The organism is Cyanobacteria bacterium FACHB-DQ100 (assembly GCA_014695195.1).
In the GTDB taxonomy this organism is placed as follows: Bacteria; Cyanobacteriota; Cyanobacteriia; order Leptolyngbyales; family Leptolyngbyaceae; genus Leptolyngbya.
Window position 1 is genome coordinate 222,878 of record JACJNW010000032.1, and the last position, 14,812, is coordinate 237,689.

A 14,812-nucleotide genomic window follows, 5' to 3' on the forward strand; every position below is an offset into this window, starting at 1 on the left:
GAAAAGAATTATGGCAACTTGGAAACAATTTACAGCGGTATTATTGGGAGCCGCCATTTTGAGCAGCTTGTGCATTACTGCTGCTGAGGCAAAACCTAGCAAGGGCAAAAAAGGTGAACAATCGAATATAGTGCAGCCCACTACGTCTTCTACCCAAACCACCACAATTTCTTCTTTTTCTTCCGAACAACGAACCCAGTTGACAGCGCTGCTAAGTGGCAGAGTCGTGCGCAATGATGTTCTGAATGTCAGCACTCGCAATCTGGTCGCCAGCCAAATTTCTTCCCTGCCCCCTGGAATTCAAAAGCGGTTAGCTCGTGGGAAAGGCTTGCCCCCTGGCATTGCTAAAAAAGTAATTTTGCCCAGAACGGTTAACACATACCTCAATATTCCGGCTCAGTATGAGTTGGTTGTCATTGGATCTAATGTCGTCCTCTGCGATTCTGCGACAAAGATCGTAGTCGATTTGATCTCCCAATTCATTTAGGGTTTGGCTCCCTGGATAAGCTATCCAAACTGATGGCTCTTTACGTGAACAATAAAGCCAGATCGCTCTTTCCAGCGATCTGGCTGATTGTTTTAGAGGATGTCTGAAAAGACTATCAAGCCAAACAACGTAGCATCAATCGAATGTTCGCGACATAGAAAGGCTCTCAGAATGCTGTCGTGTTTTTGTTGTAATTGACAGCCTATCGTTTTGAGAGCTTTTCTATTTCATTGTCTTCTCAGACATTCTCTGAGGAGCAAGGTTTTACCTTATTAATATAAAATAAATTGGCTAGAAACACGATGACCGATCCTGAAATGCCAGGGAATGATCCGGCTGTTTATGCTGGAGAATTAGTGATCCAACCTGTTCAGCGTTGGACAAGAGAGCAGCAGCTTGCTTTATTAGATTGGCATCCAATGTTTACTGGAAGATGTCCTAATTGTGAGCGAACAATTCTGCAAACTCATCCAGCGCGGGTAAATTGGGATTGTGAGCAGTGTGGCTGGAAAGATGACTTAGTTTAGATGCATTCATCTACGATCGCGCTTCTATCATTTCTTCTCAATCGACCAGCATACAAGTTGATGAATTTCAGGTTCATTGATTTATGCCATTCTTCTTCAGCTAGCCAAGTTAGACGCAATATCGTTCACCCCAATTCGGCTTTCTAGTATCCCGTCCAGGTTCTAGACACTGAAACGACTCGATTTTTCCACCTGGAAATACTCCAAATGAGTCAACATTGCCTGTTCTCCACACTCCAAACGTCACCATTCCAGTTGAGCTACAGTTTTGAATAACTTTGGTAGCGACCGACTTTAAAAACTGAGGTGATTCCATCAATGAGTGTGCGCTTCTCCCTTGAAAGAGAAAGCGGTACTCTACTGGTCGATTCTCTGGGTGATCAGAGTAATCGCTAGAGATGTCATGTGGCTCAGTAGAAATGACTTTCACGGATCGACCCGTCTCAAATTGTCTACGAGCATTTTCTAGTGCTGCCGTACATTTCCCAGATGAGTTTTCTGCTCTGAGTACGACAGGCTTAGGAGATGAAGATCGCGACTCGCTTTTCTCAAGCTGCCAATGACGCAGAATTAGCCGACCTCCACCAACAGTGACAACAGCAAGTTTTCGACCATCTGCTGCGGCAAATTCAAACCGGCAAAATCCCATTCCTGTGCCAGAGCAACTGACCACTTCGTTGTAGCCCCGATCAAGAGCAGGTTCTATCCAACTCCTTGAGCCTGCTTCACGTTGCAGAGGCGGAATCTCGATCGCTTGCCATCCTGCATTAATTAGAATCTCTCTTGCCTCTGAGTAATGCATTCCCTGTTTTAGACGCGGTACTTCTTGAGCTTGTACTGTTCCCTGTAAAGCTGTGATTACTCCAGCAAGAGTTCCAATGATCGAGAGGGCAATAGTTTTTGCGTTCATTTGATGGCAAAGCCAAAATTCTAATTAGTGTTCTTAGAGGCTACAGAATTCCTGTCCTCACATTTCATTGTTTGAAGATCACTTCATGGAGAAATCTCTGTACCATCGAAATTATTTACGGAAAATGAAGCAGCATTAGTATTAAATTCCTGGTAATGCCAATTGCTCTTCTTCAGCCCCCAAATCTCGTTTAGGAACACGCTTAAATACAAAGGAGAAGGTATCTCCACTGCTAATCACCTGGGTCATCTCCTCATACATTGGGTAGTGACCACTTCCACTAAGTGTTGCCCATCCCCTAGAACGGGTTAACGCAGTGAAGACCTGGTTTCGGAGAGTTATATTGCTCTCGTCCTTAGCTACTTGGTCGAAGCCCACAACATAAACTACATCAGCTTCATTACCCTTAGCTCTGTGAATCCGAGATACAGTCACCGCTCCTTCACACCAAAATTTATTTGGATCAATATTGGGATATCTGGGCTTGAGAACATTCGCCGTGAGCGCACTGGGAATAAAGATGTTTAATCCTTGCTTCATTAAGAAGCCTGCTACGTGATTTTCTAATTCCATAGCCTCGAAAGTAGAACCCAGCACAACAACTAGGATGTTGCGGCTAGGCTGCAGCCCCTCATTCTTCAAGTTGCTATGAATGTTTGCAGCAAGAGCGCTTAATTCTTCTTGCCGAGAGTGATAAGTTTGAAACTCCAGAACTGGTCCTCCCCAGAGGTAGGGAATAAGGTTGGGAGAATTTTCTGGAGGACGATGAATTGTGACTTGCTGACCTGGAATAAATTTACCTGTTACCTTGTAACCGATCGCATTCCAGTCTTTTTGTGTTGTTAATCCAGACAGCATTCCATCAGGGCGCAGTAACCCCATTCCAATAGCATGAGCAGATGTCAAAATTGAGCCAGGAGTCCGATAGCATCGGTGCATAATTTCACTCTTTTTAATGCCACCAGCATGTGCTCCTGTCACAAGGTTGGTCAACTTCTCTCCCAGCAATTCCTTGGCTTGGGGAATCTTGAGATTGTCTAGACTCTGCGCTTCATCATACGCCCAAATAAGTCTGCGTTGTTCTGGTTGAGCTGGATCAACAGGGTGCAGAGTTTGGTAAGCCATCCAGTAAAAAGGCTGCTTTCCTTCAATTTTCAGGTCATCATCAACAACTAAATCTTGTCCCTCATCAATTAAGATGGCATCAAATATTGGCTTGATCTCTACAGTTTCTAGTAAAGTTCGACATACATCTGCGAGAGCCTCATTCGGTTTCTTCCTGTCACTGTTTAAGGGGGTTAAACGTTTGACATTATGTGCTTTACAGATCTCTCCATAGAGTCCGGCTTGGTCTTTAGCTCCCCAAGCATGTAATACTCTGAGTTTAGAAGTGTTGGAGTCATATTGAACGTCTCCTCCACTAAAATGCCGTAACCATTTGTCTACCTGCTCAATGATCTGACTATACAAGCTGCGTGTGAAGAAGACCAAAGCAATATTCCAATCAGGGTGCTTCAAGTGCATATGTGCAGCTTTTTGGCACAGCAACACGGTCTTGCCAGAACCAGCAATCCCACGAATTCTCTGCGGGCCAGGAGGAATCTCTTTACCAATATGCTCCTGTTGTAAATCGAGATCATACAGCTTTTCGCGCAATGTGCTGACAACACTGGAGCGGGTTTTTTCAAGAGTAATTGTTGTGTAGGTAGGTTTTCGATAAACTGGAGTGCCAGCCAAAACTCCAAGCAGCAACTCCCATTGCTCAGTATCTAGAGCTTTTCCTGTCATAAGTGGAGGAGTATGCTGAATACGCCTCAATATACTGACATCTCCCAAGTCGTTCTTGAAGAGAATAGGTGGACAACTAGGCAGTCGATCCAAACCTTTTTGCTGCCACTCCTTCTCAGTAATTAGCGGGAGTGCCACTAAAGCTCTTCCATAGACTTGGCGACGAATACCAGGTTCTCGATCGCAATACCCTAGAATTGAAAAGAGTTGATTTTCAGCTTGTTGGTAAGGGTTGCCTTGAGACTGGTAGAAATTCTGGAATTGCCACTGATGCCCGTTAATAGCTGAGATTTGATCGATTGTGATTGATTTCACCTCAATCACCGTTAACCCCAACTCAAAATCAGCAATTAAAATATCCGGCTCTTTTCGTGTTTCTCCTGTATTAGAGAAGATGGGGTATCTCCAATATGCAATACAGTCACGACTGGAAAAAGCACTGCGAACAGCATCCCAAACTTGTTGTTCAGCTTTTTCTCCGTTCTTATTGAGCGGTTCAGTCGTAATGAATTTACGTCCTTGATCCCCATCATTAACAGGCATAAAACTACTACCACACACTTATTCCGGTAGTGTGACAGATTTAACCTCAATTGGCACGCGAATTTTTATTACTTTCATTTATATCTGGAAAACTATGAAGATATTCTCAATTTTTGCCCAACTTCTATGGTTTCGGGATGAAGTGAACCGACTTGACAGTTGAATCTTCCGTCTAAGTAAGCGTAGATTCTTTCACTGCCATGAAAGTAAAGACTGATACCTTGACTATGTTGTTGGACTAAAACAATTTGGCTTTGCTGCTGAGGTTCGAGGAGAAAATTCATCCACTCAGCAATATCTTTAAATGGTAGATACAATCGTCCCAGACGTACTCCATCACAAACTTCTATAACGAATTCAGGCTCTGCAAACATATGAACTACCAATCGACAGATATAGTATATATGAACTGATTAAAGTATTCAACCAGCAAGAGACAGAGGGATTGTAGAAATCTTTCAATAATTGCGACAAACAGTACCGATCCACTGCATCGATGCTGCAGGGATGATCATTCTTAGCCAACTTTACAGGGAAGTAATACACAGTGCCGTTCAACTCATTGAATACTGGGGAACTCTGGGATCACAATCCATTTATTCAGGCTGTCCCGCTTCTATCAATAAACGATGTCGAACTTATCCTGGAAAGAAATTCTAAAGTCTCAACAGCAAGATTTTATTGAGCGATTCAAGATCAGATACAGCAAATATGAAATACGGGAAGCCATTGATTTAAGCTGTGCGACTTAAAGAAGAACTTATTGCTTACCTTATTGTTTCAGTGAGGTAATCAGAATTAATCTTGCAGAATCCGAAATCACTTTTGACTCACCTTGAAAGCAGAGCCATACTCATTTAGCCAGATTGGAGTTTATACAGAGATATGACTGGAACTAGAGAAAGAGCTAACTCATCCTTGGATGGCAATGTCGGCCAAGAGCGATATGAACTGTATAAATCAGCATTCACTTGGATCAAAGAGGCAATTGATAATGGTTATTACTTAGAGGCAATCAGTATTGTTGAGAGCCTCATATGCGATCGCCTGGAAAGTCATGTATCTGTTCTTCTCAATAAAGACTTCGGTTTCAAGACATTGGGTACATTAATTAACGCCATAAAGCAGCATGAGACAGATCCTAGTCTACGTTCCCTCATTCTTGATGAGCTTGATGAATGGAGAAAAGCTAGAAATAGAGCAGCACATGAGATGGTCAAAATAGAAGCTGGCAAGCAAATTAGTTGGAGTGAAAGGGTAAAAATAAATGAATTAACAGCAAAAGAAGGTTTAGCACTTTTACGTAAGATTGATCGCCAAGTGAGAGTGCTGCGTACTAAGTAAGTTTACTAGAAATGGCAGAGCTAGATTAGTTTGTCGATTTATATTCCTGAACAGCTAGGGTATTTGTAGATAAAAGGCGTTCTTTCTGAGAACCCCTTTTATCTCTAAATTATCAACCTTCAATTTCTTCAATTACCGAAAAGTATCTGCCCTTCCACACTAGTGTGGCTAGTTTGCCACCAACGTTTTTAAGAGCATAAATTCCATCTTCTTGCCATCCTGATGAGCTTGATGACGGATAAGAGAATATCAATCCTTTCCGATCGCAATATCTTTGATAAGCCTTGGATGCAAGAGCAAATATTTTAGATTCATTTAACATAATTTATTTCTGCTTTTAGTTTCTAGTTATTAGCTTCAATTAAATTTAGTGCGATTGTAATGCAGAATTATTCAGACAGATCACAAAGTCTCGAAAAAAGCCCCGCCTTTTTTAGACAGAGCTGAAGATGATTTAGTTGATCGAGAATTATACCTTCCCAAATGAGCGGTGGGCATCAGGGCTAAGTAGATTCGTCGTACTTTATTTACATAGATCTACGCTGATTGCTTACAGACTAAAGGTGTAACTTTCCTCTGCTCCATCAGATTTGCTCTGAATGCCCATTCAACTGCTTTTAACGGATCGGTGTTCTTTTGAGAGATTAATTTCATTGCTAAATTCTCAATACGTTCTACATCCAGTAAATCTTGAGTGCTCATTAAATCTCTTACTTTTTCTTGGAAAGTGCAGGACAAAATAGCTTGTAGTTTTTTATTGTCTGCTCCAAATAAAAGACGATATAGTTTATTGGTTGTATTGGAGTAGAGCCATTTAGCTTGATTAGTTCCTTGAAGCTTATTACGATCGATATACTCAGCGATTTCATCCTGGAGTGTCTTGCGGGTTGATTTACTTGCTTGACGTACTTTAAGATATCCTTGTCTTGCTTGTTTATCTAACTCTCTACCAGCAGCATCGCAAAACAACTGCTTTAAACTCAGTCCAATTAAATCTCTGGACATACCGATCGCTTTTTGATTTCCTTTGAGTGCGAGTTCAAATAAAAGCTTCTCAAACATCACTAAGGAAATGGCATTAACAGGCTTAGGATTTAGGGAAGTTTGGATCTTGTCGAACTGAAAACCGTTTCCCAATAAGCGTTTGATATCTCTTGAAGCTTGGTTCTTGTCGAACTGGAATTGCTCAGCAACTTGAGAAGCGGCAACGTAGAAGTCTTGCTCTACAGCTTCATTCTCTAGACCTTCGATAGACAAATAACCAACCGGAACCGGAAAAATGCGAGCTTTGATAGTTGTCATAGGTTAAAGACAGATAAATTTACTAAATTCAATTAAATGTATGAGGCAAGTTCTTTTTAGAGCCTGCTTTTTATTTACCGTGTTTTATTAGAAACTCTTCAACGGCGCGAACAATGATCCAATTCACTTTTCGCTCTTGCTCTAAAGATAATTTCTCCATTCTTTCAAGTTGACCTTCTTGAAATCTTACAGACTTAGAAGAAACTTTATTCATAATTAGAAGTATCACTAAGTAATACTCTTTTAATATAAACTACATTTCCAAAGATGTGTAATGTGTTATCTAATTAATTTCGATTTTTAACTTAAAGAGGCTGTGACCTAGATAAAGAATTAATCAATGACTTCTATTCACTTCGAGATTAATTACGCGCCTTATCTTCAACTGATAAGTTCTGATTCTCAGGATACTTTGGTATCAGTCTTGATTAAGATCCATCAGGTGCGATCGCATTTCATACATTTCTAACTGGAGTGGAGATTCTAAAGCGGCGACTGTTTTCTGGAATCAGGTCTCGTAGGATACACTGATATTTTTATAAGGTGATGCCCCCTAGCCTGTGCAAGTCAATTAATTTTCCAGCATTGATTAACCAATTCCTGAGACAAGAAACTTTTAATTAGAAGCCAGAATCATTCGATTCGATTTGAAATCCAAGCGAATGATTTGCTTCAAAACTGATTGCAGAAATTGTAAAAATTGCAGAAACTCTCAGTTTGATAGGAATAAATACGAAAAATCACCTGTTTGAGCAAGAATATCTAGCGTCTAAAATCGTCTACAAGCTGCGTTGGAGCGCTTGTTGGTGTGATTCATCCTCCGGTATCTGAGAGTTTTATGCTTATGGGCAACTAAAAATACTTCTGTGATGGAGAAGTATTTTATGGAGCGCTTGATTTTACTGGGCTTGAGGATATCGGAAATAACCAGGCATCCTTTTACTTGAACTGAGCGATCGGCCTACTGAAGGTCAGAAGAGTCAGAACATTCAATTAAAAAGCAGGCGGGCATTCACTCCGACCTGGTTTACTTGATGATTTAGTTGTTAGATCCTAATTAATTTAGAATGCGCTCTCTCAGAAAAGTATTTCTCCTATCAATGATATTTCTATCTACAGCAAGGTCGATTGATCATCAAAGCTCAGATTAGTCTTCAGTAATTTATGGAAGAAGCGAATTTATTTAACTTCCACTTCTTTATCTAATCTATTTGCGATTTGCACAGCTCTTGCAGATCGATTTTGCAATAATCAAGTTGGCGGTGAGTTTTGTCCTTCTTACCGCTTTTCCAAAAACGAACAAGGAATTATTTAATTTGCTCATTTCATTCCAGGTTATTTGTGTTATTAAGAAGAAGAAAGAAGAATAAAAGAGATTTAAATATGATCCCTAATGATTTGATTAGTACAAGGGAAGCCAGAGTAATTCTAGCTGTTCGCACAGTTGAAGCTGTTAGATATTACGTCAATACAGGTAAGCTGCGCGGATTTAAGAATCAACGAGGTTATATGTTTGTGAGTAAAGCTGAGGTTGAAGTGTTGAAGCGCGGCTCATTTACTCAAGTGTGATCTCTCGCCTACGAATCGAATAAAAAAATCTGAATTAATTGAAAAGCAAGAACCCGGCCACTCTGCAAAGTGAATCGGGTTCGAAATTAAAAAATATTAAAAAGGACTGAATTAAATAATGACTATTTCGACATTATCCTCCACTAAAGACGTTGGGGAGCAGGTTAATCCTGCGAATTATGCCTCTATTATGGTGTGTTTTGGAGCTAATGAGAAGGTAATCGATAAAAGTGGCACTACTCAATTAAGTCATTCGGACGCTTTTTCTAAAAAATCTGGAACGGTTAGAGATTTAGCGATTCATATTTACAAGGGTCATCCTTGGATGCCTGCAATCTTAGATAGAGGTCAACCTCGTAAGAAAGAGTATGCCAATTACGCAGAACTAGTGGCGTTGGATTTTGACTCTGAAGTTACGATCGATGAAATTAAATCCCATCCATTTGTTAAAGAGTTTTGCTGCCTTGGAATAGAATCTGCAAGCAGCACTCCAGAAAACAATAAATTCCGTTTAGTCTTCAGATATAACATCCCAGTACAAGACTGGCAGAACATCGAGATCGGTCAACAATATTTAATGAGCCTGTTCCCCCAAGCGGATCAATCCTGCAAAGATGCTTCCAGATTCTTCTTTGGAGCCAAGGGTAAAGATCCATTTATTAAAAACTGGAACGTTGCGCTTCCTGAAGACTTTATGGAAGAAGCGATTAACCGGAAAGAAGCTCAAGAAACGAGTATTAGTGCTGAAGAATTAAAGCAAGCGCGACTAACTGAAGAAGAATATGGATTCAATGCTGACACCAATCAAGCGATTGAGACTGTACGGGAAGCATTGAAATATATCCCAGGCAGAGGTAATGCGGGAAGTGGCCGCTACCCAGAATGCCTAAAGATTATGGTCTGTCTGAAGGCGGCATTTGGGGAAGCTACAGCAAAAGAGTTAATTGAAGAATGGTCGCCCACTGATATTTGCAACGGTTGGAATGTCTCAAAAAGATTAGCCAGTCTTGCCGCTACTTCAAAGGGATCTGAAGTTGGCTTCATTGTAAATCGAGCAAAAGAATACGGCTTCAAACCTAAATCAAGTAAGAAAACAGTTGGAGCAGTCAATTCAGCTTTAGAGGATCTAGCTAAGTCTGACTTCAAAGGGTTCTCAGATAAAGTATCTAAAGGTTTGGAGCAAGCCAAGGAGGAGGAAAAACAAGAGTACAAAATAGAGGTACTGACTGTTTCTCTGAAGCACCACTCCAAATTTCAGGTGAAGCAGGTGATTAAGTCAATCAACTTTCAAGCGAATGAAGAGACAAAGTTAGAAGATTTTTTGATGTCGATCGCTTCTGAAATCTCTAAAGGAATGAGGGAAGCTAAACAAATCAAGGAGTTATGCAGCCTTAGCGGTCATTACATCTGGCTAAGTCTGGAAGAAGACAAGATTTTCTATGACTTCGCTAACCTGATTCATACCTTTGGGGATCGATTAAAGTACAACACCTTTAAAAAGCAAGTTGAACTCGATGGCGAATTCTTTGAGGTGGGGACTGCTAAAACTCAAATCACGATCAAACATAATTTCGTGGCGAGAAGTAAAACAGAGTTTCCAGATATCTTCTTGATAGCGGCAAAAGAAAACTCCTACAGCCCGTTGGTTGATTATCTTGATTCAGTTCATCAGAAGTATGGCAAGTCAACTGAAATCTTGGAAGGAATGGCAAAGCGCTATTTTGGTCAGGATTTAGAGATTTACAATCAAATGCTGAAGAAAACTCTGATCAGCGCAGTAGCTAGAGCTTACAAGCCTGGATGTAAAGTGGATACTGCTTTGATCCTGCAAGGTAAGCAAGGTTTCAGAAAATCTACATTCTTCAAGGTTCTGGCAGGTGGAGATGAATACTTTGAAGATTCATTCAACGGAGTAGGTCAGAAAGATGAAATCCTTAAGATCCATCAAGCTTGGTTTTCTGAATGGGCTGAATTAGAAACAGTCTTCAAAAGAAAAGAAGTTGCGGCAGTAAAAGCGTTTCTAACCTCATCCACCGATAATCTCCGCCCTCCCTATGGACGGGACATTATTGCAATGCCCAGAGGAGGAGTAATTTGCGGAACAACTAATGAATCTGAGTTTCTCAGTGACTCTACAGGAAACCGACGATTCTGGCCGATCCCAGTTTTACAGAAAATTCCAACTGATTTACTGGAGCAGGAGCGAGATCAAATCTGGGGAGCGGTGGTTGAACTTTATAAACAAGGTGAAATTTGGTACTTAACCGATGAGGAAGAGGAACAAGTTAAAGAGTTAAGTCAGGAATTCCAAAGTAGCGATGTTTGGGACAATCATGTTGAGCAGTACATGGAAGAAAATGAATTTATTCAAATCCCAGAGCTTTTAGAGTCGATCGGTATCGATATTGCAAGACAATCTAAAGCTGAGCAAATGAGAGTTTCAAACATTCTGAAAAGAAAAGGTTGTATTCAGGAGAGAAGAAACAGAGACGGAAAAAGGATTAGAGGTTGGGTTAGTCCAAACGCAAAGCAAAACGACGATCCCCTAGCAGATTGCCCCTTCTAAAAATTAAGGTTTAAGGACTGAGGAGCTTCAATTGAGGCTCCTTTTTTCTGGGGAAATCGGGACAACCTCATCCTGTAAAAGTTGTCCCAAACTTCAATTTCTTGTATATCAAGCGGTTCAGCCTGTTTTGTGACTTTGACAGACTGTTTTTTTGGGACAACCGGGACAACCTGGGACAACCTTTTGCGGAGAGGTTGTCCCGGCCTCAATCCCTTGTATATCAGGCGCTTCCGCCTGACCTGGACAACCTGGACAACCTTTTTCTATAAAAGTTCATTTTTTTGAAATATAAACTAAAGTTATCTAAATTTAAAATTTATAAATCTAAAATTATGATTTTAGATCCGCCGACACTCAACTGGCTGTAAATTGATAGAAATTGAAAGTTTGGCGCAAAAGGTTGTCCAGGTTGTCCGACTGCTCGGAATTCTTGCAGTGTAAGGAGTTGAGCCTGGACAACCTCAAGTAAAAGGTCGGTCAGGGGTTGTCCATCAAGTTGTCCAGGTTGTCCAAGTTGTCTCCATGCTGATGAACCAATTGCCGTTTCTTTCAAGTTCAGAAATACAGCGCTATTCCACAAACTTAGAGAAACTGTGAGGTCGATCGACCTACTTAAGAAATTCAAGCTAAAGAAGCGCGCTGCCATTGCTTAATAGTTTGAGATCTCCAAGTAGAGCCTCATTTTTTGTTTGATTTTTATGCCCACAAAAATCAGAATATTTTAATTCTTCAGATCCTGTTGCTAACGCTGCCTCGATTCTGATGGTACGCGGCTCTCAAAAATATTTTAGTTCTTCCTGATTTTTATGCCCACAAAAATGGGATTAGCGAGTTAAGATACTGGAAATATATACCCACAAAAATACGGCTATGGTAAGTAGGCTAGGGCGCGGCAGACCCAAGTTAGGAAATCTGACCGATTCACTAAGATTGCGATTAGAGATCGATGTGTATGAGGAATTGAAATTAGAAGCTGCGGCTCAAGGCGTTGATGTCAGTGAATATATTCGCCGGATTCTCAGGAATAGAGAGAAACCGAGTTTTGAAGGAGTAGAAAAAGGACTCGCTGCTCAACCAAGTAAACCTGCTAAAAAGACAGTTAAGTTAGACACCTCGATCGCTGACAACTACTTCAACTATGTTCTTGAAAGTACTGCCCATATGATTCTTGAAGAAGATTTACAACAGATCGATGAATTGCTGAAGCGGGAATTTGAAGAGGAGACTGGTGAAAATGGTAGGAAATGGATCTGTTTCCACGCCTTGGAGAAGTTGGTAAGTCAAATTTGTGAAAGAGATCCGCGCACCAGTGGAGGAGTAGGGAATTGGGAATCTAATCTAATTAGAATCTATGCTCACCGTCGAGGTATAGATTGGGTTGAAGTTGGAGCACGGATGGGATTTAGGAAGGAGGTGGATAAAAGGAGGGGGCTGATCGTCAAAGAGTATCTGACGTAAAACAAGGCGGGGTAGCAATTCAGCTGCGCTTTCTTACTTTTCTCCCAGTCTTGCTGCCTTGATCGATCACCTTTTGAGCCAGTTAATTGAGTGGCATTAGCTTTGTCTCCCCAAAAGGTGTGTTGATTTGATCCTGCTTAAGAAATTAACTCTTTAAGTAATTCTCCAACAGCAGTAGAACGAAGATCCGCCAAAAGTTAAAAACCTCTGCAAATCTATCTCCGCAACCAATAAATCTAAATCTATTGATTGCTTAAATTAAGTACGAATACTTAGCAATTGCTCCTTCGAGAATGCCCAAGCTGCCGCCCGCAAGAAGTTGTTAGTACGATCCATCCTTCGATTCTGCACGAAAAATAGCGGCTACAAGGTCTGTATTTTAGTTAAAGAAACGATCTTGTTTAAGAAGCTTCCTGGTTCCCAAAATACGGAGGTTGCCTTCTAACAGGTCTTCCGCAAATCAAATCATTTAGCTGCTCTACAGACAATGAGCTAAGTCGATGTCGATTTCTTTCAGCAAAAGCAAGTTCAAGATCCTGAATCACTTGCACAAGTCGCTCTAGAGTTGTGACTCGATAATAACCGCCAATCTCAGGCTGAATATAAGAAATATCCGCTCCTTCTGGAAAAACAATGATTCCGTAAACTCCAATTCTTCCACCCGCTCTGCTTAATTGCACTCGATCCATCATTGAATCTGTGTAGCCAACAACCTGCATATAAGGATTTTCGCGACTTGCGCCTCTAACAGAAAGATCTCTACCTGCTGGTGTTCTGCAAGTCCATTGCGTATTTCGCACATCTCCTTCAGCCAAGATTTTGCCTACGTAGTACTTAACCTCAACAATAAACACGCAAGATTGACCAATAACTATGAAATCAGTGAGTTGGCGCGATCGCCTCCCTTGACCTACATCAAATTGAGAACGAAGTCGCCATTGTCTTGCTTGATATCTCCGGCTGCCTTCCAAGCATTTTTGAATAGTGCGCTCAAACTCATTGAGGAAATCATTTAATTCTTCTTCTTGACGCAGAGTAGCAATTTGTTCTTCTAGCAGACGAATATCCTCAGCATCTCGACATTCTTTTGCTTTTAACTGATTAATGGTCTGCTCCGCTTCCTGTAGTTTTAGATTTGCTTGCCGCTCCCGCTGTTTTAACTTCTCGGCTTGTGTTTTCAGAAAGGTTGTCTGTTGCTCTGTTTCTGATTGAAGATCCTCGACCTGATGTTTATAGTTTTGACTTTGCTCTTCAATAATTGTGTTACGTCGCTTAATTGCTTCTAGTTCTTGCTTCAGCTTGTTTACTAAATCATTGTTTTGTTGATTCTGTGATTGCTGTATTTGCTGTTGAAGAGTTTCGATCGTTTGTTGATTTTTCTGATTCTCCTCTTGCAACACCGAATAAGTTTTCCTTAGAGCCTCATCCTTGTGGTTCTGTGCAAGCTGATTTTCAAGATATTCAATTATTTGCTTGCTTGCTTGACTTTCTTGTTGCAGATCAGCTTTCAATTTCTCAACAAATTGTTCCTTCTCAGCAATGAGACAAGATATTTGAGATAACTGCTCTTTCCCTTGCAGGCGCGATTGCTCTAATTGGTCAAGGAGTTGACGCTTTTGTATCCGCTTCTGTTTATGGATTCGCTCAATATAAATAAAAGCTGCCAGTCCAGCGAATCCAAATAGTCCTAATGCCAGAGAGTAATATTTCTGCGCTCCACTATCCGATAACAAACTACCTGGAAGTCGGTTTATCCATTTCGGATATTCTGTCCAAAACTCTGGAGATATGCCTCGAACATAGTAAACCCGCCCAATGATTTCTCCTGAGTTAATTCTTCCAGTTGTTAGCCAGGTAGATTGACGATTACTCATCATCTCCGTTTCTGTAACTACTGGAGGTGGATTTCGTAAAATACTGTAAGGCGCTTCTGCGAGTTTCTCAACTGTTAGTTGTTGCTTCCATTCTCGATTTGAGTTAGTAGAGTATAGCATCTGTTGACCGGGACAGTTTGTTTCCAGAGTGATGCAATTTGTAACAACCATCCCGAATAATCCATAATTGCTATCAAGAGTTCGTTGAACCTCCTCAGTGTTATTTTCTATGAGTGCTAAAGACAGCTTTGTTGGCAGTGTGTGCTTCAGGATATTGAAGTCAGTTGTCTGTACTCGCAGGATCGTACCGTTCCAATAACCTTGATGGTTTGCCCAGTTCGTCACTGTAGTAGCGCAAAAACTTGCAAGACCAATAATTCCAAACCGTCCAACAGAACCTAGAAGATGTTTCATAAAGCTCCTGCAAGTTAAGTAGCGAGTAAT

Annotated in this window: 13 protein-coding genes; 5 read left to right on the forward strand and 8 right to left on the reverse strand. The window is 40.9% G+C overall.

The window, feature by feature from the left end; translation table 11 throughout:
- The first annotated feature begins 10 nt into the window (after positions 1 to 10).
- Positions 11 to 487 carry a hypothetical protein gene (locus H6F51_18120; protein ID MBD1824390.1) on the forward strand — a complete coding sequence of 159 codons (477 nt, stop codon included), beginning with the start codon at positions 11 to 13 and terminating at the stop codon, positions 485 to 487.
- Positions 488 to 789: 302 nt separating this feature from the next.
- Positions 790 to 1,014 carry a hypothetical protein gene (locus H6F51_18125; GenBank protein MBD1824391.1) on the forward strand — a complete coding sequence of 75 codons (225 nt, stop codon included), beginning with the start codon at positions 790 to 792 and terminating at the stop codon, positions 1,012 to 1,014.
- 109 nt (positions 1,015 to 1,123) lie between these two features.
- Here the strand turns inward: H6F51_18125 and H6F51_18130 are convergent, their stop codons facing one another.
- From H6F51_18130 to H6F51_18140, 3 genes are all read right to left on the reverse strand, one after another.
- Positions 1,124 to 1,924 (reverse strand): hypothetical protein, encoded by an 801-nt coding sequence (locus H6F51_18130; GenBank protein ID MBD1824392.1) that lies wholly within the window; start codon positions 1,922 to 1,924, stop codon positions 1,124 to 1,126.
- A gap of 141 nt (positions 1,925 to 2,065) precedes the next feature.
- On the reverse strand, positions 2,066 to 4,255 hold the full coding sequence (locus tag H6F51_18135) for an ATP-binding domain-containing protein (GenBank protein MBD1824393.1): 2,190 nt from the start codon (positions 4,253 to 4,255) through the stop codon (positions 2,066 to 2,068).
- Between the two features lie 92 nt (positions 4,256 to 4,347).
- The gene (locus H6F51_18140) at positions 4,348 to 4,629 is read right to left on the reverse strand and encodes a hypothetical protein (GenBank protein MBD1824394.1); all 282 of its coding nucleotides are present in this window, start codon (positions 4,627 to 4,629) and stop codon (positions 4,348 to 4,350) included.
- Between the two features lie 511 nt (positions 4,630 to 5,140).
- Between H6F51_18140 and H6F51_18145 the strand changes: the two genes are divergently transcribed.
- Positions 5,141 to 5,599, forward strand: coding sequence for a hypothetical protein (locus tag H6F51_18145; protein MBD1824395.1), 459 nt, complete (start codon positions 5,141 to 5,143; stop codon positions 5,597 to 5,599).
- 112 nt (positions 5,600 to 5,711) lie between these two features.
- Here the strand turns inward: H6F51_18145 and H6F51_18150 are convergent, their stop codons facing one another.
- From H6F51_18150 to H6F51_18160, 3 genes are all read right to left on the reverse strand, one after another.
- Complete coding sequence (locus H6F51_18150; protein MBD1824396.1) at positions 5,712 to 5,921, reverse strand: hypothetical protein; 210 nt, start codon at positions 5,919 to 5,921, stop codon at positions 5,712 to 5,714.
- A 215-nt stretch (positions 5,922 to 6,136) separates the two neighbouring features.
- A complete protein-coding gene (locus H6F51_18155; protein ID MBD1824397.1) occupies positions 6,137 to 6,901 on the reverse strand; it encodes a hypothetical protein in 765 nt (254 codons plus the stop codon).
- Between the two features lie 70 nt (positions 6,902 to 6,971).
- A complete protein-coding gene (locus tag H6F51_18160; GenBank protein MBD1824398.1) occupies positions 6,972 to 7,115 on the reverse strand; it encodes a hypothetical protein in 144 nt (47 codons plus the stop codon).
- A gap of 1,473 nt (positions 7,116 to 8,588) precedes the next feature.
- Between H6F51_18160 and H6F51_18165 the strand changes: the two genes are divergently transcribed.
- Positions 8,589 to 11,036: a hypothetical protein gene (locus tag H6F51_18165; protein ID MBD1824399.1), complete on the forward strand. Its 2,448-nt coding sequence runs from the start codon at positions 8,589 to 8,591 to the stop codon at positions 11,034 to 11,036.
- A 316-nt stretch (positions 11,037 to 11,352) separates the two neighbouring features.
- On the opposite strand, the gene H6F51_18170 is transcribed toward H6F51_18165, so the two are convergent.
- Positions 11,353 to 11,682 carry a hypothetical protein gene (locus H6F51_18170; GenBank protein ID MBD1824400.1) on the reverse strand — a complete coding sequence of 110 codons (330 nt, stop codon included), beginning with the start codon at positions 11,680 to 11,682 and terminating at the stop codon, positions 11,353 to 11,355.
- Between the two features lie 302 nt (positions 11,683 to 11,984).
- On the opposite strand from H6F51_18170, the gene H6F51_18175 reads away from it, so the two are divergent.
- Entirely contained in the window at positions 11,985 to 12,494 is a 510-nt protein-coding gene (locus H6F51_18175; protein MBD1824401.1) for a hypothetical protein, read from the forward strand.
- A gap of 401 nt (positions 12,495 to 12,895) precedes the next feature.
- Here the strand turns inward: H6F51_18175 and H6F51_18180 are convergent, their stop codons facing one another.
- A complete protein-coding gene (locus tag H6F51_18180) occupies positions 12,896 to 14,782 on the reverse strand; it encodes an NERD domain-containing protein (protein ID MBD1824402.1) in 1,887 nt (628 codons plus the stop codon).
- Between the last annotated feature and the right edge of the window lie 30 nt (positions 14,783 to 14,812).